The following is a 26,770-nucleotide window of genomic DNA, read 5'->3' as shown; positions in this document are numbered from 1 at the left end:
CATTAAAAGTAATATCAGGATGATATTAAAAATCTTTTTTTATTAGTAAACTAAACCAATATTGAATCCAACGTAAGAGTGATCTATAGAGTTACCTGCTTTAAATGCATGGTTATATCTTACACTAAACAACATATTTAATGAAGAACTCACATCAGCAATAACACCTACTTCAGGAGCTACACCAAAATGCCAATTCTTTTCAACAATGGCCCATTGACCAAATTCTGTTCTTTGGTTTATATAATAGGTACCCACACCTACACCTGCATAAGGGTTTAAGATACCGTCTTTATTGAAGTAATAATGTGCATGTCCTAGAATAGGAACAATGTTCATTGTACGGTATTGTTTACCATCTGCAATTACACCATCACCCACATATCGGTCTTCTGATTTGTCATATAAAACATTCCAGTTTACTGAAAAGCCAAAAGACACAGGAGTTGTAGTTAAATGATATCTCCACTCTAGACCCATACCTCTACCACTAAATGCACCTACATAATCACTAGTTTCTCCAACAGGTAATCCCATTTGATAAGTGATCATAAATTCTGTTTGCGCTGAAGCTGTATATCCTACCAATGCAAAAATTAAGGATACGATAAATTTTTTCATGATTAAATTTCTTTTTGATGATGAGTATTAATTATCAGATCCTGATTTTGCTGTGTTATATTGATCGAATAAAACGCTAATTCCTTCATTAACTAAAGGAACATTGTTAGAACGAGATAAAACAGAGTTTAAAGCACCCTGCCAACCTAAAATTAAAGTAAAGTCTTGTTCATCAGGCTTACCTTCGTTTTCTGCGATAGTCTTTTTAACATCAACGAAATCAACTAAGATAGTCCCGTTGCTGTAAGAATAATAGGTGTAACCACCACCGTAGCCTGGATAGCCCCAACCTGGGTAACCTGGATAACCCCATCCCGGGTAACCTGGATAAATTGGAGGATTCCAAATTGCTCCTGATTGCTGAACAGCAATTTGTGTTAAGTAGATGTACAAATCAGCACTATTATCTGCCGTTGGAGTAGTGATTTTTGACAAGCCTAATTTATTCTGCAATAAATCATCTGTATTATTAATAATAATAGCTTGTTCTGGTTGTGTTAACACATCAGATGAGTTACCAACAATAGCCATAGAATCAGTAAACAAATAATAGGTCTTGTAACTTTGCAAATCTTCTTGGGAAGAAAACTGAGAGACTGCAATATCCAAATCACTTGTATATTCCGCTCCACCTGGGTAACAGCTTTGAAGCAGAGCAAGCATAGTGAAGAATGCAGCTATCTTAGAAATAAGATTTTTCATGATTAAAAAATGAGTTATATAAATGTTAATATTAGCAAATATAAATGGATTATATCAAATAGAAATATTTTAAGATGATTATTTTAAAAAATTGAATAAATAGCCTCCTATTACTATTTTTGTGATACAAAACAGTCTGTAATTACATTGAAAAAATTATTAGTTTCCCTTGCTGTTCTTATCATTATAGCCCTAGTGCTAATAGGTAGAATAGACCGTACCCCCATACATTCTACCCAAGAGTATAAGGTAACCATGGATAACGTTCATGAAACAGTAAAAAAAATAAATAAAGTAATACCTTCTCAAGACACACTACTTATAGGCTGGTCTTCAGAATGTATTATCCCTAAAGGTGAACCTTTACCACTGGCTGGCTATGGATTTAGAGGTCCTTACAGAATGGTAAGAGATTCCTTGTACGCAAGGGCTTTTTCTTTTGATGACGGCATCAGAGAGTCTATTGTACTGACTTTAGATTTAATGATTTTTCCCATTGAGGTAAGAAAACGTTTAGAGAAAAAACTAAATACGATTGGCTTAACGACAGAAGATGTGATGTTTTCTGCTACTCATACTCATAATGGCATAGGAGGATTTGATCCAAGTGCTATAGGAAATGCTGCTATGGGATTATTCTCGGAGGTGGGTACGAATAAAATTACAGAAGCGTCTTTTAAAGCTATTGTAGAAGCAAGAAAACACAAAAGCAAAGGGAGGGTTGGGTTCTTAAAATCTGAATCGGCAGAATGGGTGAATAATAGAATTGTTCACAATGGTCGCAAGGAGAATTCTATTCGTGGAATAAAAATCACAAGAGAAGATGGTAAAAGTGCAGCTATTGTTACTTACAATGCTCACCCTACCAATATTGAAATGAACTATTGGATTCTTTCTAGAGATTACCCTGGTGCATGGGTTAGTTATTTAGAAGCCTCAGATAAAATTGATTTTGCGGCTTTCTGTGCAGGAATGGTAGCAAGTCATGGCCCTGCAAATCCAAATCATAATCATGATTGTTTCTCTAGATTAGAAAATATGGGTAAAGTTTTATCAGATTCTATCTTGAATATATGGGATAAAACTCCAACTCAAGCTGTAGTTAACACTATCATCCAAAAAACGCCTATTGATTTTCGTCCCTCACAAGTACGTATAGAAAAGCATTTAAAAGTAAGAGATTGGGTATTTCGTTCCGCTTCTGGCGGTTTAGAAGGTGATATCACTTTACTGAAATTAGGAAACATCAATTGGTTTGCTTCTCCTTCAGATATATCGGGTGAAATTGCTATTGATTATGAATATGATAAGCTGGTGAAACAAAAAAATGAACACTTTATGATGACAAGTTTTAACGGTAACTATGTTGGTTACATCACTTGCGATGCATATTACGATACACTAGAAAGCTTTGAAATACGTGAAATGAACTGGGTAGGACCGGAATATGGGGCATATTTTGGTGATATTATTAAAGAATTGATAGAAAATTAATTTTTCATTTGTACCAATAACATTATTGGCTTAAATTAGCTTCATAAAATAAAGAACAGTCCGACACCGATTCCTTCTGGTGACGACTATAAAAGAAGATAGCTTCATATCTCACACCTTATTTTTATAAATTCTTCTGAAAAAGTATTTCATACGCGACAGCCACAAAACTGTCATCATTAATTTTTATGTATACAAGAAAGCTACTAGAGGCTAGATTGCTATCCGAACTAAAGGATATTGCAGAAAGTCTTGGCATGAAAAATTTCAGTAACCTTCGTAAGAAAGAGTTAATTGAAAGAATAGAAAAGCATGTCAATGCTACTTCCGAGAAAAAATCTCCGGAAGGATCTGCTGCACCTGCCCCTGAAACAAAACAGCCAGCAGCCCCTGCCTCTAACGATAAAGAGACTACTCAAAAAACTGCTCCATCTACCCCTTCAGATAAAGCACCTGAAAAAAGGTTAACAAGACGCAAACAACAAAGTCAGCCAGCCCAAAGAGTGAAAAGAGAGAATGTTAAGAAAACACCTCCACCTCAAAAAGCCGGTAATAAGAAAAAGAAGAAAGGGGGGAATCAACCACAACAGCAACAACACGTTCAAGTAACCCACGACGATATTATGTCGATGGAAGAAATCGATTTAGGTATTGACGCATTCGACGATTTACCTGATTTTGATATGTTCTTGGATGATGACAACGATGAAGGGCTACCAACTTTAGAGCAGGAAAAGCAAACTGCTAATGAACAAAGGGCACTTGAGCCAAAAAAAGAACAACCAAAGGTATCTGTAAAAGATTTTGATGGTGTTATTGATAGCGAAGGTGTCTTGGAAATTATGTCTGATGGGTTCGGTTTCCTTAGATCATCAGATTATAATTATTTGGCAGGTCCTGACGATATTTATGTTTCTCCATCTCAAATTAAATTATTTGGACTAAAGACAGGTGATACTGTAAAAGGTAGTATCCGTCCTCCAAAAGATGGTGAAAAATATTTTGCCTTATTAAAAGTAGATACCGTAAACGGTAAAACTACTGAGGAAATTAGAGACCGTATTCCATTCGAATACTTAACTCCATTGTTCCCTCAAGACCAATTACACTTATCTACAAAACCTCAAATATATTCTACACGTATCCTTGATCTTTTTGCTCCTATTGGTAAAGGTCAACGTGGTATGATCGTAGCACAGCCTAAAACTGGTAAAACGGTACTTCTTAAAGAAGTGGCGAATGCAATTGCACAAAATCACCCTGAATGTTATTTGATTATCCTTCTTATCGACGAACGTCCGGAAGAGGTAACAGACATGCAACGTAGTGTAAATGCTGAAGTTATTGCTTCAACTTTCGACGAAACTGCTGACAAACACGTTAAGGTTTCTTCGTTAGTACTTGAAAAAGCGAAGAGAATGGTAGAATGTTCTCATGATGTAGTCATTCTTTTGGACTCGATTACTCGTTTGGCAAGAGCATACAATACAGTAGCTCCTTCATCGGGTAAAATCCTTTCTGGTGGTGTGGATGCAAACGCTTTACACAAACCAAAAAGATTCTTTGGTGCAGCTCGTAACGTAGAAAACGGTGGTTCTTTAACTATTATTTCTACTGCCCTAATTGATACAGGTTCTAAAATGGACGAAGTTATCTTTGAAGAATTCAAAGGCACAGGTAACATGGAACTTCAATTGGATAGAAAGCTGGCGAACAAGCGTGTTTACCCTGCTATTGATATTCCAATGTCGGGTACGCGTAGAGAAGATATGTTGATGGATAAAGATACATTACAACGTGTATGGATTATGCGTAGAATGATGTCTGATATGAAATCGACAGAAGCCATGGAATTCCTACAAAGTAATATGAGAGGTACTCGTTCGAATGAAGATTTCTTGATCTCCATGAATAAATAGTATTTCTAGAATATACGTTATGAAAAGCCGAAGTGATGTTTTATTACTTCGGCTTTTTTCTTACCTTAAATCTTGAGTTTGATTTAGTTAAAAATATTTTTCTTTTAACCCCAATTTAAACTCTATTCAATCGACTTGATATACACCTAAGTTGAAGAAATTTTTAAGCAACCAATTTTTTAATTAGCAGTTGATGTAAATGAACATTATTACATCCAAAATATATTATTACTTACCAGAGAAAAGCATATTCACTAAGATTTTTCAGGTACTCAGCAAGAATAATCCTACTTGGTTGATCTTCTTTTTTGCCTTTGAAGGAGCTTCTGTTGCCATTGCCTTTTCTACCGCCTATTCCTTTTTATTTAGTGAAAGAGCGGTAGATACTTTACCTTACATTTTCATTTTTTCTGGATTAAGTATTATGGCACTGGCCAGAGTAACTGCTTATTTAGAAAGAAGAATGAGGCAAGAACATCTTAATGCTTTTTATGGTGTTTTAAAAATTTTATTTCAACTCCTCATTTGGTATTTAAGTTTTGATCGACCCGAGTTCTTAAGTATAATTTTACTTATTATGTCGGTCAAGATCATCATCTTCTTAGAAGATAGTACCTATTGGTCAGTTTCTGAAAATACCTTCACTACATCAGAAAATCGCACTTATTTTGAGAAAGCAAAATCCATCAAGCTATTCTCAAAATTAGCCGGATTTATATTTGCCATTGTGATTAGTAAGGTATTAAGTCCATCATCTATTGCTTTTATTGGCGTACTGTTGTCCGTATTTAGTGGCTGGAGTGTATGGCAGATTTTTACCTCAAAAAATTGTGAGGAACATTTAAAAGGGTATCATAGGGAAATTACAAGACCATCAAGAAAATACACTCCCGAAAGCTTTTGGATCTTTGGAATCACCAATCCTTATATTTTTAAAATTGGCATTCTTACTCTTAGTATTTCTTGTGTTTGGGCGATTATTGAATACTTTTTCATGATCGACTTAAGGATGACTGTTTACTCTCCTGCAAAAGGGATAATGGTTTTAGGTTTAATTCTGATTATAGCTTATGCTATTGTTTCTATCGTTCAACCTTATTTTACCACGAGAAAATTACAAGATATTGGTATCAAAAAATTATTACATACTCCACCTATAGTACTTTTAGTAGTTACCATTATCACTTACTTGTTATTAAGACTTCACCCTACAGAAATACCAATTCTTCTTTCCTTAATCGCCATTGCTTTTATTTTTACTAGAAATATTATTTTCACCACTGTTCAATCATCGATTTTACGACCAATAAAGAGAAAACATAGAGGTTTTTCTTATGGAATTATTCGAGGCTTCTTTGGTGCTTCCGGACTTTTCCTTTCAGGTGTTTTATTGTGGATATTGGATATCAATAATTCCTCTGAAGAAAGCATGTCTATTGTATGGCTATTAATTGGTTTACTTCTTTCGTGGTGGATTATGGCCAAATTGGTTTCCAGAGATTATCGAGTGATTATTCGTCGTGCTTTCCTTCTTAGAGATATGGAAAGCTACGAAATTGCTACACATGATAAAGAAGTCAACCGTCTATTAAATTCTAAGTTGATGTCAAAAATGCCTGAGGATATTATCTATGCCTTGGAAGCTAATACGATCATCAACCCTAAGAAAAATGAGACGATTGTTTTACATATGCTTCGTCACCCAGATGCCGCTATTCGATATTTTTCTATAGAATTTGGTGAAAACAATATGACAGATAAAATACAATCTGCTATTGAACACCTTGCTAAGGAAGAAATAGATCCTCTAGTGCGAAAGAAAGCAATTGTCGTTACTTGTAAATATAAACCTGATTTTATCAAGGATATTATTGATTTGATAGATCATAAAGATGCAGAGGTAAGAAAGGGTGCTTTGTATGGTTTATTATCATCAAAAGATAACGACATGAGGGATATTGCCCTCAATTTTATCAAAAATACCATTGACTCTGACGATGTTTTCCAAGCGATGTTAGCCTTGGAAGTATTGGCAAAAACATCACCTAAAGATAGCGAACCTTATATCTTAAATGCCTTACTAAGTGATGATAAGGTAAGGGTAAAAGGAGCCATAAAGATTACTAGTATTGTAAAAAGTCCAATGCACATTCCTATTCTTATTTCACTTTTAAAAGACAATAAGTTTAATGATACTATTCTCCGTTCTCTAATAAATTATGGTGAAGAGTGTCTGAATGTGATCGAAAATGAGCTTTTCGTCAACAAAAGAAGGGAAGAGATTTATTTGATTACTTTATGTAAAGTGATGGGTAAAATTAAATCTCCTAAATCTTTTGAGATTCTTTGGCAATTGGTAGAATATCCTTGGCCTTTGATGAGAATGGCGGCATACAATGCATTGAAAAGGTTAAAGTATTCTCCTGAAAGTAAAAGTGATTTTGACCTTTTATTTAAGCTTTTAGAACGTTTCTTCTCGAACTACTATTGGGTATGTAATGCCATTTACGTGTTAAACCACGAAAAGCCTGTTCGACAATTAATGATCAAAGCTTTGGAAGATGAACTGAAGCTTATTGAGGAGAAAATTAGAATCATTCAGGAATTTCTGATTGCCGGTATAGAATCTCAACTGTATACCGATACTTCTGTAACAGAATTTGATAGAAACAACTCTTTAGAAACTTTAATGAGGAACGCAGAAACCGAAAAGAATCTGTGGAAATCATTACCTCCGTCTATTTATCAGAAACTGATGATCGTGCTCGGTTATTACAGCTTGGAAGTAAAAATGCAGAAGTTAGGAGATTATTATACGGCCAATTTGGTCGATCCATTGAGTATCACTTTAGGGATCATCCGACCGTTCTCCTACAATCGCCCTCTATTCAATACTTGGACTAAAATCACGGCTTTAATTAGTGTGAGAGATACTATGTCGCCAAGTTTATTAAAGTTTATAGGTCAGATTTTAAATAAAGACGAATTACGATTAATTGAACCTGCGGCGATAGGTTTAAAAAGAATATTAGACTACCAAGATCTTCCATTGGAAAAAACATTGGATGAGATGGTATCAGAAGAGAAAAAAGAATTGATTATGGGTATTTTAAGTGAAGGAACGAAGCCTTTATTGGAACTAGAAAAAGTAATCTTACTAAAATCGACCAACCTATTCAGAGAAGTACCTGAACATGTTTTGGTGGATATTGCCAGTATCACTCACGAAATTCGAGTCCCACGAGATAAAAGTATTTTCAGAAAAGGAGAGGAGAGTAGAGAGATGTACATTATTTATGAAGGGGAAGTTCGTCTTCATGATGGTGTATCTACTTATGCCAACCTTATCAATAGAGATTTCTTTGGCGATTTAAGTATTTTAGATTCATCACCAAGAACACTTTCTGCCACTACTACCAAAGATTCGGTTCTTCTAAGAATTGAACAAGACGATTTCCTTGCTTTAATGGGGTATAGAAGAAGTTTGATGGTCGGTATCATGAAAGTATTGGGGCAACGAATTCGTAAAAACGAAAAGTCTTCTTCGTTTACTAAGGAGAAGATATAATTAATCATGAAAACAAACACTCTTCGTAAAATCACTTTAAACCAATTTGATAATCGACTAGGCTTAACAATAGGTTTAAAGGTTCATGAGATCGCTATACTAAAAAAACAACAAATTGCTGTTCGTGTGGAGCGATTAAACCACGTTATTTTTATGTATGTGGATAACGACTTACCCGCTGATAAACATAATTGGATAGATAGAAAAGCCAATGTCGCTAAGCATTTTGAAGAAAGTTCTTTGAGTGTGAAACACGACCTCTTCAACGGAAAAATGTCCTTAGAGAAAACATTTGCTTTAGATGAAAATCAATATCTTGCAAAAGGCGGAGCAATCCCCATCTTTGTTGAAAATGTTGGAATGATTGCTATCGTTACTGTTTCTGGATTGAATGATGAAAAGGATCATTCAATTATTATTGAAGCATTTCAAGACTTACAACTTTTGTAGAAGTTCTTTTATCAACTTCACTTTTTATACAAACTATTTTTTTGATTAAAATTTAAAATCAATTGAACACAACAACAATTACTTCAGAGCAAACAAGCAATAAAGCTGGGATTTTTCATGCATTATCGATGCTATTAAATGGTATAGGCTATTGGGGATTTCGATCTTTCTTTGTCTTATACATGACAAGCGAGGTAATGAACTTAAGTAATACAGAAGCTTTTATTATTTATGGTATTTTTACTATTGGTCTTTATTCAACTCAATTTATTGGAGGTCTCTTAGGAGATTTAGTTATAGGTAGTAAAAGAGCTATTGTTATAGGGTCTGTACTACAAGCTTTGGGTATTTTAACCCTTTGTTTAAACAGTACTTTAGGGTTATATATTGGTCTAGGTATTTTCTGTATTGGTAATGGATTTTTTAGACCTAATTTTTATAGTAATTACTGTAAATATTATTTAGGCAACAACAAAAAAATGGACGTCGCCATTCTTGGACTTTTAGTAGTATCAAATATTTCAGCTTTTGTAGGGGCATTTTTTATTAGTAGTATCTCAGAAGGTTTTAGTTATTCCATTGGTCTTGTGATTTCTGGTATATTTCTTCTACTTTCTATCCTTCCAATAATAAAAATTCAAGAAGCAACTATTTCAACAGATCATATTCAAAAAGATCAATTAACAAAAAGAATTCTTGTTTTGATTGGGATGCTTGGTTTTAGTTCTATTTATTGGTTAGTATTCCAATATTTCAGTAACACAACTTATCCCGTATTTAGTTCTCAAGGAATTGTTCAAATAGGTAGTACATTTTCAAATACTCTTTATTTCGTAGTATTTATTATTGCTTGTTTTATCTATATCAAACCAAATTATAAATTAGGTTTAGGTAGTATACTATTTCTTAGTATACCTTTTATTTTCATTGTTTTAAACTTGAATAACCTTCAAGATATATCTACGAATATTTTTATACTATTTTCTTTTCTATTCGCTTTGGTTGAAGTATTAATAATACCAACTGTAAACGTTTTAATAGCTAGGTATGGACATCCTAAATTTTTAGGTATACTTTTTAGTCTTCTTGCTTTGACTAATTTATTGGTAATGAAAATAGCTGAATTATTCTTTTAAAAAATCTACGTGAAATAAAAAAAGCGATGTTTAACTCAATAAACATCGCTCTTTTTATTTCTTTTATAGCTTGCTTTTACTCTGCAATCTTATCTGTTATCAGTTTTTCAGCATCTTTTAAAGCTACTTCTAAAACTTCGTTGATAAGGCGCACATCAAACTCATCGCCGTAAGGCATTTCTTCAGCTGCTTTAGCCACACGCTCTTTGATGGCTTCTTCAGAATCTGTTGCACGACCTCTTAAACGCTCCTCCAAGCATTCCACATTTGGTGGACAAACAAACACTGATAGTGCTTTTTCTTGAAAGTATTTTTTAAGATTAATGCCTCCAATAACATCCACATCTAGAACAACGTGTTTGCCAAGACTCCAAATTCTTTCGATTTCACTTTTCAAGGTACCATAGAATAGTCCCTCGTATACTTCCTCATATTCTACAAACTCATCGTTTTGAATACGACTTTTAAAATCATCAGCCGATATGAAGTAGTAATCTTCAGCGTGCTTTTCTTCCCCTCTCGGGTTACGTGTAGTCGCGGAAATTGAAAAAGTCAATTCTGGGAAAACACTTAGTAGATGTCTAACGACGGTGGTTTTACCTGATCCAGATGGTGCGGAAAAGATAAATACTTTGCCTGATTTCATGCTTAAACGTGCAAATTTTTAGATTTAAGTGCACAAAGATAAGGACTTATAATTGTGAATACTCACTTAGTTTGCTTTCTTTTGAGAATATCCCATCTTTTTTGCATAACTCTCTAGTTTTTCCTTAAGTAAATTTCTAGCTCTGTGTAATCTACTTCTTACGGTTCCAATAGGAATATCCAATATTTTAGACATTTCTTCGTAGGTAAATCCCTCAAGATCACATAGAATGATAACAATTCTAAAGTCAACCGCTAAAGCATTTAAAGCAGTCGTTACTTCATCGCCAATTCTATATTTAGAATTATCCTGACGCATTCCAGAAACAACAGCGGGATCATTTTTTTCGCCATTATATATTGTTTCTACTTCTTGATAGTCAATTTTAGACGGTTCCTTACTTTTTCTTCGGTATTCATTAATAAAACTATTCTTTAAAATTCTGAATAGCCAAGCTTTCGCATTCGTTCCTTCCTCGAAAGAGTCGATAAAACGATACGATTTCATATAAGTATCTTGTACTAAATCTTTAGCATCTTCATCATCGCCTGTTAAACGATAGGCAAAACTGTACATTGAATCTGTATGTGGAGCAAACTCACGGTCAAAAACTTCCATGCGTTCCTCAGTAGATAATGTCTTTTTTGTAGTCTCACTCATAGCATTGAGAGTTAATTAAAAGAACTAACTTTGTAGCTCCTCTTTTGAGTTGAAAAAGGGTTAAATTAATGCATAGATTAAGTGTCACATCTATATATTTAGGCTATGCATTATAGATTTACAGGAATATTTAAGTAATCACTTTTTGCTAATTTGAAAAGATCCTCACCTTTTCATCAAGCTTAAATAAATTAGGTTTTTCAATATACGAATTGCGCAACGTTAAAACGTAATTTCGTAATGTATTGATAATGATATTATTATGATTGTACAAAGAATAAAGAAAATTGTTATAAGTGGGAACTCTTTTTTAAAGGATTTTGGCATTGGTATCCAAATATTACCCATTCTTAAGAAGTACAATGAAAATTTGGAAATTATTTGGTTGGGAACAGAAGCTCAAAAAAGTATAGCTGAGCACATTTCCTTAATTAATATATTTATTACTGAATCAGATTCTGAATTATTAGAACAATCGGACGCCCTTCTTCTTTTATCAGAAAATAACGAGTTAAGTAAACAAGCACGTGATTTAAAAATTGAAAATCGAATCGGAGGAAAGTATTCTTGGAGGTACAATCGAAGACTCACCAAAGCCATTGATTTATCAAAATCAACCACTCTATTAAACGCCTATTTCCAGTTACTCACAGCATTTGATATTCCTTTAGAGAAATGTTATACCTCTACTAATATTATCGAGGCTCCTGAACAATTCTTCAGAGGAGTGTTTAAAAAAGAAGAAAAGAACTTTTTATTCTATCCATATAGAGAGGAAGAACACCGAGCTTGGCCGGGGATCCGTTATTTCGAAATCATCGAAGCTTTGCCCAAATACGAAAATAACTACATTGTTGCAGGTACAGAAATGGAAGGCAAAGCTTTAAAACTTACCTCTCCTGAATTATTTAGAGCTCCATCTGTAAAAGATTACACCGAAATTGAAGACTTGGAAGAAGGACTAGCTTTAATCTCAAAAGCTGATCAGTTGATTACCTATAATAACGACATGGCTCATTTTGCTTATGCGATGGGAGTGAAGGTCTTGGTTATTTCCGCTGCAGCAGATGTTTTTTATTTACACAATGATCTTCAGAAAATAGTTACCAACGATGCTTCTTGCATTAAATGTGTGGGTGATAAAGCTTGTGAGTGTATGAAAAAATTGAAAGCAAATGATGTCCTAGAAGTGATCAACTAAATTATAGTTTAATAATAAACTCTGTCTTTTGTTTGTCTGAGTTCACATGTAAACTTCCGTGATGTACACGAACGATATGTTTACTTAAACTCAGACCAATTCCATCTCCCTTTTCTTTGGTCGTAAAGAAGGGAACAAAGATGTGTTTTAATTCTTCTTCACCTATTTCAGGGCCATTGTTGGCAATTCGAATAGACAAGTGGTCTTCTTTTTGAATTTTGATCTTCATCTTAGGATTATCCACATTTTGAAGTGCTTCTACGCCATTTTTAAGGATATTATGCACACATTGTCCAATTAATATGGGGTCAAAATTGTGTGATACTACTGAGTTATTCACATTCTTCACTTCAATGTGAATATCTTTTTGTTTTAGTCGCTCAGCTACCTTTTCAACCTGCTGATTGATGAACATTTCCACATCCACTTCTTCTTTTTTAGGCTGTGGCAACTTGGTAATCGATCGATACGTGTTGGTAAAGTGCATCAACTGTTCTGCTTGTTGATGAATCACCTTTAAACTCTTCGCATTGGTATCGAGCATTTTTTGTGTTACCTGCTCCAATTGCACAGAATGGCCATTTTCATCTTCAAATGACATCAATAAACCATCAGAAAGTGAGATAATTGGCGTCATTCCATTCATAATTTCATGGGTTAGCACACGAATCAACTTGTTGTAAGAGGCATATTCTTTATCGTCCAACTCTGTGGATAAGTCTTGTAAAGTAAGCAATGTAATTTGTTGATCTTCCTTCTGAAGCTTTTTCACCTTAAGTACTTTATTCGATTGGGGAAGTTGATAAGAATTTTCCAATTCCGCCTTTTCTAAGACTTTTTGATCAATCGCCGTCTTTGATAATAACTGATTCACATGTGTGAGTGTTGATAACTTCACTTTTTCTTTAAAAGCCGAGTTGATATGAAGGATATGTCCCTTCTCGTCGAAAGTACAAATGCCCACTTCCAACTGTTCAATCAACCAAAACAAGTAATTCTCCTGCTTCAAACTTTCCTTCTTGATACGTGCAAAAGAGGTATACAGCTTTTCTAAACGATGTTGATAATGTGCATTGAATAGTTTAAAGTTCTTCGAATGTAGAAAACCTAAATCCTCATTGCCAATAGCTTCTACCATCAACAGTCCTTTATCAATGATCTTTTTGATTGTGGTTAGTTGATAAGTCAGTAAAAGCCCTGCCAAAATTCCGAAAGTTATCAACAAGTTGATGGAACTTTGATAATGCATCATCAGTCCTCCCAAGATAATTAAGAGAATTCCGCTTATGCCAAGAAGGATATATCCAGATGTTTTCATTAAAATCAATATTTATCCAAATACCTGATCTCATTCTTAAATTCTACTAATCTTTCAATCAATTGTAATTTTTCATTTTTTGACCACTCATCCCTAAAAAGAACTTCATTTATTTTTTTATTAACAATCAAACAAATTCCTTTAAACATACCATGAAAAGAATCTGTAGATATTGCATTTGAAATACCATAAGATAAAGATTCAACAAGAGTTGATTTGTAAAATTCTAAATGATCCAAACTATAATCACTCCAAAACCCTTCTCTAAATTTTTGATTATGTTCTATATGTTCCTTATCTGTAGGCATATCTCCAAAAACAAAAAAATTATTTAATTCTACACCTTCTTGAGATCTAACTTTTTTTAAATAGTCAACAGAATTACATGAGAATAATATTACTGAACATTCATCAAATTGAAGTGCTCCATTCTGAACATCTATTAATTTTACTTTTTCACCTCTACCATTAATATTTAATAATTCATTAGTATTTCCATGTCCTAGAAAGAAAACTAAATCAGTATCATCTGGAATTGACCTTAATAATTCATTTTCTTTTGGTTTGAAAATAGTAAGATTAGTTAATGATGAAATAAGTTTATCAAAGACAGGTGTTAAAAAGTCAACAGAAGGATCTTGTGGATAAACAACATATATACTATTATAACTCTTCATCTATGTTTGCATAATGTGATAAAGTCATATCAAATAATTCATCTAAAATTGAAGAAACTTCTTGATCTCCTTCATCAATTTTATCTGCTAACTCTTCAAAAGTTAATGATCTATACTTTGGAGAAAACTGATGTATAGTGATATTTCCTTTCTCATGACTTCTCAGTTTTTGAGGTAGAATTTCATCAATATTATCTTTCTTTAAAATATTTATTGCTTCACCCTTAAATTCCTTATCTAAAAACTGTTCTATTTTCAAACCAAGTAACTTCACTAGTTCTGTTACTTTTGAGGAATCTGAACCTACCTCAAAAATATCTCTTACAATTTTATCTCTTCGACCTGAGATTAAGAAAAAGGTACTTTTCTTAAACTTTTTAATTTTTCTAAGCTCAGAAATTACATTTAGCCCTGAAAAAGAAGTATCGCCATAATATTGATCTACAACTACTAAGTTTGGTTTTAGAGATCTGGTTTTATGTTGGATCTTATCAATTAAAATAGATAAATCAGGGTCTCTCGATTTATTCCAAAATTCTCTATCAATTGGATTTATGTAAATATTTGTAAGATTAATTGAATCTTTTTCTAGCTTACTCTTTATGTTATCAAGAACCTTTTCTTGATCCTTTCCATCATCGATTAGTAATAGTACTTTTTCCATTAGCTAAATTCTAATTTAAATGTTGCTCCTTTTAATAAAATACCATTACCTACAAACGATACTTTACCATACATCTCTTCAATTTTTTTCTTTACTGAATACAAACCTATCCCTGATCCTTCTACATCTGATTTAACTCCTAATTCAAATATTGATTTTGGATTTACGAATCTATTAATATCCAAACCATCGCCACTATCATGAAATAACACAATCAAGTTTGAGCTTTCTTCTTTAAATTCAATAAGAATTTCTTTAGCATTTGCTTTATGAGAGTTTGAAATAAGATTATCTAGTATTATTGATAAATCTAAAAGACTTAACCTTGTCACAAACGAAACATCTCCAACATATTTAATCTCGATTTTATCTTTATAAACATAGCTATAGTTATCAATGTATTCCTTTATGTATTGTACAACATCTGCCTTTTGTACTTCTTCATCTGCTTTAAAGTTAGATTTAGTTATTAGCTTCGTTAGCTTCATTACTCTATTTGTAATTAATTTTATATTACTAATATCTCCATAAAGCTCTTGTTCATTTTTCTTTTTAAAAGAAGATAGAATTGATTCAAGATTCTCGTCTATCCCTATAATTGATAACTTAATAGTATGAATTAATTCTTCTGCATCACTACTCAAAGTTTTACGAGTTGCACTTAAATAAGTATTCTTATCTTTTTCAAGTGCTAAAATTTGCTCTGTCTTTTCTTTAGCAATTATCGCTTCTTCACTCTTTTTTTCTTCTACTTTTACTTTTTCTAAGGCTTTTTCCTTTTCAAGTTCTGCTTTTAATCTTTTATTTTCTTCTTCTAATCTTCTGTTTTGTTCTTTTTCTGCTTTTTGTTCTGCTTGTTCTTTTTCCTTTTCTACTTTAATTCTTTTCTTCCTTTCTTTTTCTTCTCCCTTTTCAGCTTTCTCTTTCTCTTTTTTTAGTTCTTGAAACTGTTCTTCAGTACTTAGTATTTTTTGTTGTAAGTCTGTATCACCTGTCGATTCTGCAATTTTTAATAAATCTGGAATAAAACGTGATTGATAATCATCTAGCTTGTCTTTTACATCTTTAATAAAATCCTTATTATAATCTACTATAGTTACTTTTTTATTAGTAGCTAAGCTCTTAATGATTTTAATAAAATCTATTTGACTACCAATATTTGAAGTGGCATTTTCAAGCTGATCAGAAAATTTATCTTGATCAATCAAATCATCTCGATATTTTTGAGCAACTTCTTTTGCTTCCTCATTATTTCCAAAATAATTATTTTTCTTAAAGCCTTCTCCCCATAGTACTCCTGCAACATACCTTTCTAACCTTTTTAAAGCTATTTTTTCAAAAGCCTCTTTCATTTGGTAATATCCAAGTGTCTCTACCAAACCTCCATCTCTACTAGATACTTCTTTAAATTCATCATAATTCTCGGAGATAATATCAACTCGACCAAATACATCTCTAGTTCCTAAAAAACGATTGTATCCTTGCTGTTTTCTTTGATCTAAACCCCAGCTATCATCACCAAGATCACCATAAGGTTGTACCCTAAAACCGTTTTTAAATAAAAATACAGAACCAAAATTAACTAGTTCTACCCCCATAGCTTTAGTAAAACTAGTTTTCGCACTCTGATTAAGAAAGAATAAATCTATCCGAGCATTATCTAAAAGAGAGAATTTATTTTCCTCTCGTAAATGATAAATTAAAGTTCCTCTATCTGTTATTTTAGTTTCGATCAAACTCTCAGTAAAGACTACTTCAATTTGAGTTGTTCTTAAATTCAGAATCTCAAGAATTGAATTTTTAACGGATCCGTTGACCCTTTCTCTCTCAAGTTTAACATATTCTCCAAGAAGGTCCTTTTCAAAATCCTCATGTTTATATCTTTCAGAGATAATATTAATTTCAAAATCCTCCGTTTCAGAAAATGGATTTATTAATTTCTCAAGTGACTTCTTTAATTTAGTAATTACATCTTTATCCCATTGAGACCTTAAATAAGATATTACTAAAATAGTTCCGCTTGAGCTGTTAGCAGGGAATTGATATTCAGTTTCTGGATCTTGATAATAGTCTACTTTAATACTTTCAAATTCAGCTTCTTGATCTTTCTCAAATTTTGTCCAATCAATATCTATTTTTTCAAGATGATTAGATTTTTCACCTTTGGTAATAATAGATAGATTTTTACCTAAACGGTCACTCGAAAATCGGCCAACTCCTTTTGCTCCTGCGTAATGTCTTCTTTTTTGTATTATATCTCTGTATGATGAATTCTTAACTTCATCATCATTATCGTCCTTCTTTTTTTTCTTCTCTGAATAGGCTAAAAACAACCATTTATCCTTTAACTCTTCAAATGACATCCCTTTGCCATTATCAGCTATTATGATTTCATTTTCATTGAAAGTGATATCAACGTTTTTAGCATAAGCATCATAGGAGTTTTTAACTAACTCAAAAATTGCAATAAAATCATCTGTGATTAGATCTTTACCTAAAATATCTTTTAGACTTGAACTAATTTTGAATTCTAATTCTTCAGCCATCTGTTAGTATTTGATTTATAATAATTCCCGCTTGTTCACCAAAAAGAGGGGGAATTGCATTTCCTATTTGTGAATATCGAGGCACTTCTTTTGTTCTTAATTTTCCTCCTGTTGTATACTTCCCTTTAAATTGATAAGAATCGGGAAAAGATTGAATTCTTGCATATTCTCTTACCGTCATGATCCTTGGTTCACAATAATGAATATAGTCATCAGGAAGCGTAGTAATAGTTGGTGTTGGTTGATCTGCTTTTAAAATTTTAGTGCTACTTTTTTTCAAGTTGAAGCGTTCTCTATATTGAGCAGATGTCAATTGTTCAGCCAAAGCAACCTTAAACCTATTCTCTACAGTCTTAGTATGGTTAGCAAATCTGTGACTATTTACACTATCACTAACACTTATTCCCTTTCTAAGATATTTCTGATAAGAGGTTTCTTTTTGATTATATACACCTGCTTTAAAATTTGGAGTATCAGCATCTACTGTACCGTTAGACTTCAATAAATCTGATATCGCACTTTCCAAGGTTGGATTTAGTTCTAACCCTTTATTGATAAGAAACTTATTTCTATTTTTCTTAATTCTCTCAAAAAATGTCTGACTTGATAAATGATCATTTTCTTGAATATAATCATTTAAAATTCCTACTAATATATACCTTGTTCTTTTTTGAGGAACTCCATACTCAGAGAAATCAATAAGTTTCCCATCAACAGTATATCCTAAATTTTGTAGCTTATCTACTACAAGTTTTGAGTAAGCAACACCTCTTTTATCATTCTTCTTGAAACCTTTCGTAAAACCTCTTACATTCTCAAAAAAAATTATTTTTGGACGTACTAAATCGATAAAATCAATATATGAATTGACGAGATTATTTCTTGCATCTTTTTCAACCCTTCTACCTGCCATTGAAAAACCTTGACATGGTGGACCACCTGCTACTAAATCAACTTTTCCTCTTAAATCAATAAGATTATTTGTATAAGTCGAAATAATATCATTAATATCATGATTTTGTATTGGTAGCCATTTTGGCCAATTAAAATGCTTTATTTTTGAAATTAAGTTATGATGAAGTGTACTAAATGCATCAATACTCTTTTCTACCGCAAACAAACCTTTCCAACCAGCATTATGTAATCCTAAAGACAGGCCACCACAACCAGCAAATAAATCTATATATGTATTTTGTTTATTCATATTTTTAAAATGATAAGCAATTGTTACTTATCGCTTTACAAAAATATTAGTGAAATATCAAATAACCATATTAAAGTTATTCTATTATCAGTAAATAATGAATTATTTGTATAAATATTAATCCAACCCCAATTTCTTCATTTTATTATAAAGTGTTTGTCTAGTAATTCCCAATTCCTCTGCCGCTGCACTCACATTCTTTGGATGTTTTTGCATGGCTTTCTTAATCAATACCTCTTCCATTTTAATCATATTGAGAGTTTGTACAGAAGTATTTTCTGAAGCGGTAGTCATAAGAAGATCATCGGAAATTGTATCGGAATCGGAAAGAATTACGGCTCTTTCGATGGTGTGCTGAAGTTCCCTCACGTTTCCGGGCCAATGATAAGCTTTTAGTTTATCCACTGCTTTTTGAGAAAATGAAAGTTTTCCTTTTTCGTATTTCTTCGCCAAAATATTTTTGAAATGATTGGCCAACACAATTACATCATCGTCTCTTTCTCTCAATGGAGGAACTTCAATCTGAATGGTGTTGATTCTATACAACAAATCCTGACGAAATTCTTCGTCTTCGACCATTTTAAAAAGATTCTTATTGGTCGCCGATATCAAACGGATATCCACAGGGATCACTTTATTTCCACCTACCTTTGTGATCTGACGGTTTTGTAAAGCAGCCAATAATTTCGCTTGTAAAGAGAAAGATAAGTTTCCAATCTCATCCAAAAACAAGCTCCCTTTATTCGCTAACTCAAATTTTCCTATTCTATCCTGATGTGCATCGGTAAATGCACCTTTCACATGACCAAATAATTCACTTTCAAAAAGCGTTTCAGAAACAGCCCCCATATCCACTTCTACTAAGTTTTCTTTTTGTCTCTTGGATAAGTGATGCACCGCTTTAGCCACCAATTCCTTTCCGGTTCCGTTTTCTCCCGTAATCAGAATATTGGTATCTGTTTTAGCGACTTTTTCAATCAGCGACATCATGTTCTTGATACTTTGAGATTCCCCAATGATATCTGGAAATACTTCTGCCGACTTCAATGCTTCTGCTTTTTCTTTCAGCTGCTTCACTTCATTTTTAGAAATACTCAGCTGAAGTGCCGATTTTAAAGTGGCCAACAACTTTCTATTGTCCCATGGTTTTAGAATAAAGTCAGTCGCCCCAAGTTTTAAAGCATCCACCGCTAATTCCACATGACCATAAGCCGTCATCATCACTACGGATATTTGCGGATACGTTTCTTTGATTTTTTTCAGCCAACGGATACCTTCTCTTCCGGTGTTTAGTCCAGGAGAAAAGTTCATATCCAAAAGCACTATATGATAAGTTTCCGTGGCCAACGTTCCCATTATTTTTAAAGGATCAGCCAGGCAAGTGATGTTATCAAAATGTGGTTCCAGAATTATTTCTAAAGTCGAATGAACCGCTAAGTTGTCGTCTATGATTAAAATATTGCTCATTTAGTTGTTGATTAGTTTTCTCATGCTGATGATCAGAATCGGTGGAAATTTAGTAAATGGACCACCTGCTTCTTTTTCAAAAGTAGGTTCGATGCAGGCATCCACTACCAATCCATTTTTTGCTCCTAAGTTGATGTAATAACTTATCGGGCGATGAAAGTAAAACTGATCTTCTTTTTGTTCTGAGACCGCCTTACCTTTTGATGTACTCGCATCAATATATCCTTTCATCAAGATATTTTCTTCATTTGTCACCTCCATAAACTCAGAATTGAAACAAGGGTGCTGAATAGAAAAAACAAAATGCCCATCGTCTTTCATCAAATAATTGATTTTGGAAAAGAAGGTCTCCACTTCTGGAACATCCATAAAGACCATGTTCGACACAATTCCATGGTATTTTTTATCTGTCAGCTGAATCAAATCAGCTTCAAAAGTCATGTCTAATACATGGTAATCGATATTATCGCTTGAATACTTTTTAGATAACTCAATATTCGTTTCTGAGAAGTCGAATGCTGTTACTTTCACTCCTTTATTGGCCATTCTTCTAGAGAAAATGCCATTTCCACAACCTGCATCCAATAGAAACTGACCTTCCTTTAAGTTCAAAAGTCGTTCTGTTTCCGGAGCGATGAGTTGTAAGTGCCAATCGTTCCCAAACTCACCCATGGCTTTATTCCATTCGCCTGCATTGGTGTTCCAGATCTCTTTATTTTCTTGATTTACGTTTTTCATGGATTCATTTAGGTTGGTGGATAATTCAAATTAAAGGAGTTGATGTAAAATCTAAAGCATCAGTGTAAAAAATTTTTACACCTTACTGTGAAAAACTTTTACATAACACCATCAATAAAATCACATAACTATCTGATAATTAATAAAATAATCAAATTAGATTGATTTTGTAGTCTTTCATCATCAAATACTTGAATAAATTAAATGATAATGAAAAAGATATTTCTAATCTTACTATTAGGTGTAATAGTAAAACTACAAGCACAGACCACTTCAACACATTCCAAAGAGATTGATGCTTATGTTCAGTTCTTAGAAACACAAAATACATCTGCGAAAGACTACATCCTTCAACTTTTCGATAATAAAGATATGGTGCTTTTGTGTGAACGACTTCATCCTGAATTGACTCAATACGATATGATTTTGGAAGTATTGAAAGACAAAAAATTTTCTGATAAAATTGGACAGGTCTTTATTGAAACAAGTGGAAGAGATCAGGAGGGGAACATCAAAAAGTATTTGAATGAAGAGTTATCTGACCAAGAGGCAGAGGACTTGTTGATGAACATTTGCCGAAACAACAGTTTGCACCCCGTTTGGGATTATTACTGTTTCTATTACTTTTTAAAGGAAGTCAGAAGCATCAATCAATCTTTACCTGATGATCAGAAGATTCAAATTTATCCATCAGATTTATCTGTGAAGTGGGCAGAATTGGATAAAGAGAGTTATGCAAGTGAGGTAAAATCGAAGTTTCCGAACCGTGATGAAATCATGGCCAACTATATCATCGAGAAATTTGATGCGATTAAAGAAGGGACGTCAAAAAGAAAAAAGACATTGGTGATCATGAATTATAGACATGCTTTTTCACATCAATTTATGTATCCAAATAATGAAAAGCCTAATAATGTTGGACGCTTTTTGATGGATCATTATGGCAATAAAATGGCCAATGTTTTTATTAATTCTTTTTGTATAGAAGATAGTAGTTCAGATACGGCTTTGAATTTAAGTAATATCCATGACGGTAAATGGGATGCAGCATTTAAAGCGTTAGGAAAAGATAATATTGGTTTTAGCTTTGAAAATACTCCTTTTGGTAAAGATCATTTCGATTATTGGAAATTCACTCCACACGACTTTAATTATGCCGATGTTTTTGATGGAATGGTTTATTATCATCCTACTTCTGAACAGAAAATTATTTTTGGAGTTCCTCATTTGGTGGACGATGTATTCTTCAAAGAAGTAAAAAGGAGAGATTTAATAGTAAATAAACCACGCACAGATAAAGAAATATGGGAAATAAACACTCCAACAAACCGATTAGATATGTTTTATTCAGATAGTCTACAAATGAATATTAATCAGTGGTTAAAATAGGGTACAAAAATACCCCATCGTTAATGATGGGGTATACTTAATTTGACACTTTTGTATATTATTCTTAGTTATAATTAAATCTCACTCTAGAAGAAGCATCCTTTTTAAAATCTGTTACTCCAGGTTGGCCAATGTAGACTTTAGCAGTATCACTTGCTGTTCCTATCACTTCTTTTACACTACCGTAACTCTTAAAGCTAGAATTATTGATATCTAATTTAAGATGATCCAATGGCGTATTTGTGTAAAATTTTGAATTGTTTTTTACTGATATATTCAAGTTTTCTAAAGAATAATCTTCCGTTGAGAAAATATTCATACTCGACTGATCCAATTTGATATTTAATGATGCAATTGATGAATTATGAATATCTAAATGGGCTTCTTTAAGATCAAAATCCATAGTCTTGGAAGGAAATTTCATTTCTACATATCGAACTTTTGATGCTATCTCTTTAGGTAATGGAGATAAAATCAAGGTATCTCCTTGAGTGGTAAAAGGCAGATTAATTTTCTCTTCCCCTTTTTCCATACCAACGACAAACTCAAACTTTTCACCTGCTTTTACATTCAGTTTATAATTTGTTTTGCTCATTAAAACATAACCATAAGATGGACCACTGATCGTAAAATTATTATTGTTGGGTTCTGGTTTCCCTCTAGCCACTGAAACTATAGCACCTGAAATAATAAATAGTGTAAAACTACTAAATAGGGAGATTAAAAATATATTACTTTTCTTCATGATATAAGTCTTTTAGATAATTTTGAAGTTCATCGAAAGTGATGCCCAACTTGAGGGCTTGATCTACTGTTTCGGGAAGAACTTCATTGAGAAATTCGGCTTGCTTATTTTTTACAATGGTTGCTTTGGCACCTTGGCTTACAAAGTATCCTTTTCCCCTTTGGGTATAAATAATTCCTTCTTGTTGTAAAACCGCATACGCCTTTATTGTTGTATTGGGATTTACCCCAACAATACCTGCTAACTCACGTGTGGATGGAATTTTACCTTCCTCCGCGTATTCTCCTTCCATTATTTTATCTTTTACATCATCACCGATTTGGGTGAAAATGCTTTTTGTATTTTTAAATTCCATCCTACAACTCTTTTTCCGTCAACTTCAAATAGCTACTGTAAATCAATCCCACATTGGCAACAATTAGATAGAATATCATAAACTTGATTGCCGCTTCTGGAGATGAAAAGAAGAACATCGGGTGATCGTTTGTTACAAATTCACCAACTCCCATTTTTTCAAAAATGAGATACACCAAAAACCCATTAAAACTCATAAATGCAGCCACAAATAATACTGTTTTAATCAAAGGCCATTTTGTAAAAACTGAATTTCCTGTGAATATCAAATTCATTGTACTTAAAGGCATTAAGACAATCATTACTGTTAATAATTTTTTGAGGTGAATTTCTTTTTCTACACCCTGAAAAATTTCATTGTATAAACTTGATATCCAATCCAATCCTATGTATCCAATTTCAGGGTTAATCAATTTATGTATTTCACCTTCCACCATATAGGCAAACAAGATCAATACAGGTAAAATGACAATTCCCACAATTACTGTTGATAAGTATTCGAAAAAGAATTTCTCAAATTGAGAAACTGGAAAAGTAAGAAATGTGATCAGTTTCTTTTGTGATCGAAAGGCTTTGAAAGCTCTATTCACAACAACGATTCCTAATAAAACATAAGCAAACACAAAAAGAGCTGTAATATCACCTGCCGTAATGGGTTGGTCGTTGGCAGCACGTATTATGTATAACCCAATAATCATTACTGAGATAATGGCGGTGATACCGTAATACAATAGCTGTTTATTATAAGTGAATTCTAAAGAAATATATTTTCCGAAACGCTGGGGGTTAAATAGATTATTCATATTAGATAAATTTTTTATAGTCGTTGATTAAAGCATTAAAGAAAAGTTCTAGATCTACCTGAGTATCTTCCTGATCTTGTTTTGGAGCGATCGTTTTATAACCTCCCAACACCTGTTCGGCATATAACGTATCTGCCACTTTAATCTGAGGCACTTTTAGGAAATCGTATTTTTGAGTCAAATCAAAAATAGACTCGTTGTAAATCACCCCTCCTTTATCTAATACTATCAGATGATCGATAATGGTATCGATATCTTTTACCTGATGCGTTGAAATCATGATCAATTGGTCTTCTTCGAAATGACCGGCCATGATTTTTCTGAAAATTGCTTTCGATGGAATATCCAATCCATTGGTTGGTTCATCCATTAGAATCAACTCTGCTTTTGTCGCCAAAGAAAAAGCGATAATAACTTTCTTTTTTTGTCCATAAGACAAATTATTCAGATTGAGCTCTGCATTCAATTCGAACTTACCCAATAATTCACCCATTAATCCTTTATCGAATCTAGGGTAAAATACAGAGGTACTTTCCACATAACTTTTGATAGAGATGGGTGGAAGTTCGAATTCTTCTGGAACCAAAAAGAGTTTGGAAAGGAAAGAAGGTCGTCTTTTAAAAGGAGTTTCTTCCAAGACATTAATACTTCCATCATTGGGTTTTAATAAACCACTTAGAAGTTTAAATAAGGTACTTTTACCAGCACCATTCTTTCCAAGAAGACCAACAATTTTACCTGTTTCAAGCTCTAGGTTTAGTTGGTCGATGATAGTCGCTTTCTTAGAGTAACTAAATTGAAGATTATTAATTGACACCATAATATGTATAGTTGTTTTTAAGCGCACTAGCTATATAGTGCACTGTAAAAGTGGTGTAAATAAATTAATATTCCAAATACATTCTCAATTTTTTATCTGACTCACTTTAAGGAGAGTAGTCAAATACGATTTAATTTTTTGGATCATCATCAAATAATAAGGGTGGGTGATAAGCGTAAAATATTTAGACATGTTAGTGTATAATTTTTTTACACATTACAATTCACACCAAAACATAATCAACTACATATCAATCAGTTAATTAGAATAGACCATTTTTTCGATGTCTATAGGCATCACATCAAGAATTAAAATGAAGAAGTGGACTTACATAGTATTATTTATTTCGATATCATCGACTGTTTTAGCACAAGACAATTGGCAACTCAATGACTGTATCAACTATGCTTTAGATCATAACCTTAATATTATTCAGAGTACTTTGGAGGTAAAGAATAGCGACATCAATGTGAAAGAGGCAAAGTGGAAATATGCACCTAGCTTTAGTGGGAACATCAATGGAAACTTTAATGCAGGACGTTCTATTGACCCGAATACCAACGGATATATCAACAACCAGTTCTACAATAATTTTGGAAACTTGAACATGAACTTCACCGTATTTCAGGGTTTCAAATTGAAAAACGAAATGCAGTTTCAGAAGTATCAACAACAGGCTGCTCAATACAATTTGCAGAATGCGCAAGAGCAATTGGTCTTCGAGATTATGCAGGCTTATTACGATGTAGAGTACTTTTTTGAATTATGGAAGATTGCTCAAGATCAAATCGAATTATCAGAAAAGATTGTGGATAGAGCGACTACTCAGAAAGAAGTTGGGCTAAAAGCTGAAGCTGATGTTGCCGAAATGAATGCTCAGTTAGAGAAAGAAAGGTTGTTGTCCATTCAAGCTTTCAACAACATGATGGATGCAAAAGCAAATCTTATCAACAAAATGAATTTTGAGGAGAGTATGGAAGCTTTACATCTGACGTTTACTAACACTGCTCACAAAGTTCGTGATTTTGGAAGTGCGGAGGATTTATTTTCAAGTTTTCAGCTGACTTCTTCACAAATCCAATCCCAATATTTGATTTTGAAGAGTAGTGAGAAGCAATTGTTGGCAACTAAAGCAAATTATGTCCCTCAAATTACGATGAGTGCATCATTAAACACAGGTTATTCACAAACTAACCGAGATCCTGAGAATAACATCATTCCTTATAGCGATCAGTTGAGTAATAATCTAAATCAGACAATAGGGTTTAGTATGTTCATTCCCATTTTTCAACAAAATACGGTACGACTTAATGTACAGCGTGCAAAGCTGAATCGTCTACAGGCCGACAATCAATTGCAAAAAATTAGAACGGAAACGAAACGGATTGTCGGAAACGATTTAAGAGAATGGAAAGCTTTAAAAGCGGAAATCACACAAGGAGAAAAAGTGAAAAATTCTACTATTGTGGCCTACGATGTGGCACTACAAAAATATGAGGAGGGACTCATCGATATCATCAATTTATTAACGGTAAAACAAAAGCTAGGACAAGCTGAATTGGATCTTTTACTCGCTCGTTTGAAGTGTCAGACCAAAGAGAGATTACTGATGTTTTATCAAGGAGACAAATTCTGGCTTTAATAAAAA

The 26,770-nt window shown here is 33.1% G+C and carries 23 protein-coding genes; 8 read left to right on the top strand and 15 right to left on the bottom strand.

Translation table 11 applies throughout. The features are described 5' to 3' along the window. Positions 1-42: 42 nt before the first annotated feature. Together MY04_RS16045 and MY04_RS16040 are read right to left on the bottom strand one after the other, a co-directional pair. The gene (locus MY04_RS16045; protein ID WP_066211247.1) at positions 43-621 is read right to left on the bottom strand and encodes an outer membrane beta-barrel protein; all 579 of its coding nucleotides are present in this window, start codon (positions 619-621) and stop codon (positions 43-45) included. A gap of 27 nt (positions 622-648) precedes the next feature. Beyond that, the gene (locus tag MY04_RS16040; RefSeq protein WP_066211245.1) at positions 649-1,323 is read right to left on the bottom strand and encodes a DUF4136 domain-containing protein; all 675 of its coding nucleotides are present in this window, start codon (positions 1,321-1,323) and stop codon (positions 649-651) included. A gap of 147 nt (positions 1,324-1,470) precedes the next feature. On the opposite strand from MY04_RS16040, the gene MY04_RS16035 reads away from it, so the two are divergent. The 5 genes from MY04_RS16035 to MY04_RS16015 all read left to right on the top strand — a co-directional run bounded on the left by MY04_RS16035 (position 1,471) and on the right by MY04_RS16015 (position 9,890). Continuing rightward, positions 1,471-2,817 carry a neutral/alkaline non-lysosomal ceramidase N-terminal domain-containing protein gene (locus MY04_RS16035; protein WP_158297734.1) on the top strand — a complete coding sequence of 449 codons (1,347 nt, stop codon included), beginning with the start codon at positions 1,471-1,473 and terminating at the stop codon, positions 2,815-2,817. Positions 2,818-3,005: 188 nt separating this feature from the next. Further along, on the top strand, positions 3,006-4,736 hold the full coding sequence (gene rho / locus MY04_RS16030) for a transcription termination factor Rho (protein WP_066211241.1): 1,731 nt from the start codon (positions 3,006-3,008) through the stop codon (positions 4,734-4,736). A 199-nt stretch (positions 4,737-4,935) separates the two neighbouring features. Next, positions 4,936-8,304 carry a cyclic nucleotide-binding domain-containing protein gene (locus tag MY04_RS16025; protein WP_084005921.1) on the top strand — a complete coding sequence of 1,123 codons (3,369 nt, stop codon included), beginning with the start codon at positions 4,936-4,938 and terminating at the stop codon, positions 8,302-8,304. Positions 8,305-8,310: 6 nt separating this feature from the next. Next, positions 8,311-8,754, top strand: a complete 444-nt coding sequence (locus MY04_RS16020; RefSeq protein ID WP_066211239.1) for a heme-binding protein — start codon at positions 8,311-8,313, stop codon at positions 8,752-8,754. Between the two features lie 62 nt (positions 8,755-8,816). Then, the gene (locus tag MY04_RS16015; RefSeq protein WP_066211237.1) at positions 8,817-9,890 is read left to right on the top strand and encodes an MFS transporter; all 1,074 of its coding nucleotides are present in this window, start codon (positions 8,817-8,819) and stop codon (positions 9,888-9,890) included. A gap of 76 nt (positions 9,891-9,966) precedes the next feature. Here the strand turns inward: MY04_RS16015 and gmk are convergent, their stop codons facing one another. Together gmk and MY04_RS16005 are read right to left on the bottom strand one after the other, a co-directional pair. Continuing rightward, positions 9,967-10,536 carry a guanylate kinase gene (gene gmk, locus MY04_RS16010; protein WP_066211235.1) on the bottom strand — a complete coding sequence of 190 codons (570 nt, stop codon included), beginning with the start codon at positions 10,534-10,536 and terminating at the stop codon, positions 9,967-9,969. Positions 10,537-10,602: 66 nt separating this feature from the next. After that, positions 10,603-11,196 (bottom strand): sigma-70 family RNA polymerase sigma factor, encoded by a 594-nt coding sequence (locus tag MY04_RS16005; RefSeq protein ID WP_066211233.1) that lies wholly within the window; start codon positions 11,194-11,196, stop codon positions 10,603-10,605. Positions 11,197-11,458: 262 nt separating this feature from the next. Between MY04_RS16005 and MY04_RS16000 the strand changes: the two genes are divergently transcribed. Next, positions 11,459-12,397 (top strand): glycosyltransferase family 9 protein, encoded by a 939-nt coding sequence (locus MY04_RS16000; protein ID WP_066211229.1) that lies wholly within the window; start codon positions 11,459-11,461, stop codon positions 12,395-12,397. A gap of 1 nt (position 12,398) precedes the next feature. Here the strand turns inward: MY04_RS16000 and MY04_RS15995 are convergent, their stop codons facing one another. The 7 genes from MY04_RS15995 to MY04_RS15965 all read right to left on the bottom strand — a co-directional run bounded on the left by MY04_RS15995 (position 12,399) and on the right by MY04_RS15965 (position 21,011). After that, positions 12,399-13,715, bottom strand: coding sequence for a sensor histidine kinase (locus MY04_RS15995; RefSeq protein ID WP_066211226.1), 1,317 nt, complete (start codon positions 13,713-13,715; stop codon positions 12,399-12,401). Positions 13,716-13,720: 5 nt separating this feature from the next. Further along, positions 13,721-14,392, bottom strand: a complete 672-nt coding sequence (locus tag MY04_RS15990; protein ID WP_066211224.1) for a hypothetical protein — start codon at positions 14,390-14,392, stop codon at positions 13,721-13,723. Next, complete coding sequence (locus tag MY04_RS15985) at positions 14,379-15,056, bottom strand: hypothetical protein (protein ID WP_066211222.1); 678 nt, start codon at positions 15,054-15,056, stop codon at positions 14,379-14,381. Before MY04_RS15985 ends, MY04_RS15990 begins: the two co-directional genes overlap by 14 nt. Next, positions 15,056-17,602 carry an ATP-binding protein gene (locus MY04_RS15980; RefSeq protein ID WP_066211221.1) on the bottom strand — a complete coding sequence of 849 codons (2,547 nt, stop codon included), beginning with the start codon at positions 17,600-17,602 and terminating at the stop codon, positions 15,056-15,058. The genes MY04_RS15985 and MY04_RS15980 overlap by 1 nt, the downstream gene beginning before the upstream one ends. Continuing rightward, positions 17,595-18,806 carry a DNA cytosine methyltransferase gene (locus MY04_RS15975; protein ID WP_066211220.1) on the bottom strand — a complete coding sequence of 404 codons (1,212 nt, stop codon included), beginning with the start codon at positions 18,804-18,806 and terminating at the stop codon, positions 17,595-17,597. Before MY04_RS15975 ends, MY04_RS15980 begins: the two co-directional genes overlap by 8 nt. A gap of 117 nt (positions 18,807-18,923) precedes the next feature. Next, the gene (locus MY04_RS15970) at positions 18,924-20,273 is read right to left on the bottom strand and encodes a sigma-54-dependent transcriptional regulator (RefSeq protein ID WP_066211218.1); all 1,350 of its coding nucleotides are present in this window, start codon (positions 20,271-20,273) and stop codon (positions 18,924-18,926) included. Then, positions 20,274-21,011 (bottom strand): class I SAM-dependent methyltransferase, encoded by a 738-nt coding sequence (locus tag MY04_RS15965; RefSeq protein WP_066211217.1) that lies wholly within the window; start codon positions 21,009-21,011, stop codon positions 20,274-20,276. A gap of 210 nt (positions 21,012-21,221) precedes the next feature. Between MY04_RS15965 and MY04_RS15960 the strand changes: the two genes are divergently transcribed. Beyond that, entirely contained in the window at positions 21,222-22,400 is a 1,179-nt protein-coding gene (locus MY04_RS15960) for a hypothetical protein (RefSeq protein ID WP_066211214.1), read from the top strand. Positions 22,401-22,464: 64 nt separating this feature from the next. Here the strand turns inward: MY04_RS15960 and MY04_RS15955 are convergent, their stop codons facing one another. From MY04_RS15955 to MY04_RS15940, 4 genes are read right to left on the bottom strand one after another with little or no spacing between them, the layout of a single operon-like run. Continuing rightward, the gene (locus MY04_RS15955) at positions 22,465-23,145 is read right to left on the bottom strand and encodes a hypothetical protein (RefSeq protein WP_066211212.1); all 681 of its coding nucleotides are present in this window, start codon (positions 23,143-23,145) and stop codon (positions 22,465-22,467) included. Continuing rightward, positions 23,132-23,500 carry a GntR family transcriptional regulator gene (locus MY04_RS15950; protein ID WP_066211210.1) on the bottom strand — a complete coding sequence of 123 codons (369 nt, stop codon included), beginning with the start codon at positions 23,498-23,500 and terminating at the stop codon, positions 23,132-23,134. Before MY04_RS15950 ends, MY04_RS15955 begins: the two co-directional genes overlap by 14 nt. Before the next feature lies 1 nt (position 23,501). Beyond that, entirely contained in the window at positions 23,502-24,302 is an 801-nt protein-coding gene (locus MY04_RS15945) for a hypothetical protein (RefSeq protein WP_066211208.1), read from the bottom strand. Between the two features lies 1 nt (position 24,303). Beyond that, positions 24,304-25,122 carry an ABC transporter ATP-binding protein gene (locus MY04_RS15940; protein WP_066211206.1) on the bottom strand — a complete coding sequence of 273 codons (819 nt, stop codon included), beginning with the start codon at positions 25,120-25,122 and terminating at the stop codon, positions 24,304-24,306. 313 nt (positions 25,123-25,435) lie between these two features. On the opposite strand from MY04_RS15940, the gene MY04_RS15935 reads away from it, so the two are divergent. After that, positions 25,436-26,764, top strand: coding sequence for a TolC family protein (locus MY04_RS15935; protein ID WP_066211204.1), 1,329 nt, complete (start codon positions 25,436-25,438; stop codon positions 26,762-26,764). Positions 26,765-26,770 lie beyond the last annotated feature (6 nt).

Origin of the sequence: Flammeovirga sp. MY04 (assembly GCF_001682195.2) — a bacterium.
Lineage (GTDB): Bacteria > Bacteroidota > Bacteroidia > Cytophagales > Flammeovirgaceae > Flammeovirga > Flammeovirga yaeyamensis.
This window is presented reverse-complemented; position numbering and strand designations above follow the sequence as displayed.

Coding starts and splice junctions, on each gene's coding strand:
- MY04_RS16020 (WP_066211239.1), top strand. CDS start 8,311: ATGAAAACAAACACTCTTCGTAAAATCACTTTAAACCAATTTGATAAT.
- MY04_RS15995 (WP_066211226.1), bottom strand. CDS start 13,715: ATGAAAACATCTGGATATATCCTTCTTGGCATAAGCGGAATTCTCTTA.
- MY04_RS15970 (WP_066211218.1), bottom strand. CDS start 20,273: ATGAGCAATATTTTAATCATAGACGACAACTTAGCGGTTCATTCGACT.
- MY04_RS15980 (WP_066211221.1), bottom strand. CDS start 17,602: ATGGCTGAAGAATTAGAATTCAAAATTAGTTCAAGTCTAAAAGATATT.
- gmk (WP_066211235.1), bottom strand. CDS start 10,536: ATGAAATCAGGCAAAGTATTTATCTTTTCCGCACCATCTGGATCAGGT.
- MY04_RS15935 (WP_066211204.1), top strand. CDS start 25,436: ATGAAGAAGTGGACTTACATAGTATTATTTATTTCGATATCATCGACT.
- rho (WP_066211241.1), top strand. CDS start 3,006: ATGTATACAAGAAAGCTACTAGAGGCTAGATTGCTATCCGAACTAAAG.
- MY04_RS15945 (WP_066211208.1), bottom strand. CDS start 24,302: ATGAATAATCTATTTAACCCCCAGCGTTTCGGAAAATATATTTCTTTA.
- MY04_RS16000 (WP_066211229.1), top strand. CDS start 11,459: ATGATTGTACAAAGAATAAAGAAAATTGTTATAAGTGGGAACTCTTTT.
- MY04_RS16040 (WP_066211245.1), bottom strand. CDS start 1,323: ATGAAAAATCTTATTTCTAAGATAGCTGCATTCTTCACTATGCTTGCT.
- MY04_RS15965 (WP_066211217.1), bottom strand. CDS start 21,011: ATGAAAAACGTAAATCAAGAAAATAAAGAGATCTGGAACACCAATGCA.
- MY04_RS15975 (WP_066211220.1), bottom strand. CDS start 18,806: ATGAATAAACAAAATACATATATAGATTTATTTGCTGGTTGTGGTGGC.
- MY04_RS15990 (WP_066211224.1), bottom strand. CDS start 14,392: ATGAAGAGTTATAATAGTATATATGTTGTTTATCCACAAGATCCTTCT.
- MY04_RS16045 (WP_066211247.1), bottom strand. CDS start 621: ATGAAAAAATTTATCGTATCCTTAATTTTTGCATTGGTAGGATATACA.
- MY04_RS16025 (WP_084005921.1), top strand. CDS start 4,936: ATGAACATTATTACATCCAAAATATATTATTACTTACCAGAGAAAAGC.
- MY04_RS15940 (WP_066211206.1), bottom strand. CDS start 25,122: ATGGTGTCAATTAATAATCTTCAATTTAGTTACTCTAAGAAAGCGACT.
- MY04_RS15985 (WP_066211222.1), bottom strand. CDS start 15,056: ATGGAAAAAGTACTATTACTAATCGATGATGGAAAGGATCAAGAAAAG.
- MY04_RS15950 (WP_066211210.1), bottom strand. CDS start 23,500: ATGGAATTTAAAAATACAAAAAGCATTTTCACCCAAATCGGTGATGAT.
- MY04_RS16005 (WP_066211233.1), bottom strand. CDS start 11,196: ATGAGTGAGACTACAAAAAAGACATTATCTACTGAGGAACGCATGGAA.
- MY04_RS15960 (WP_066211214.1), top strand. CDS start 21,222: ATGAAAAAGATATTTCTAATCTTACTATTAGGTGTAATAGTAAAACTA.
- MY04_RS15955 (WP_066211212.1), bottom strand. CDS start 23,145: ATGAAGAAAAGTAATATATTTTTAATCTCCCTATTTAGTAGTTTTACA.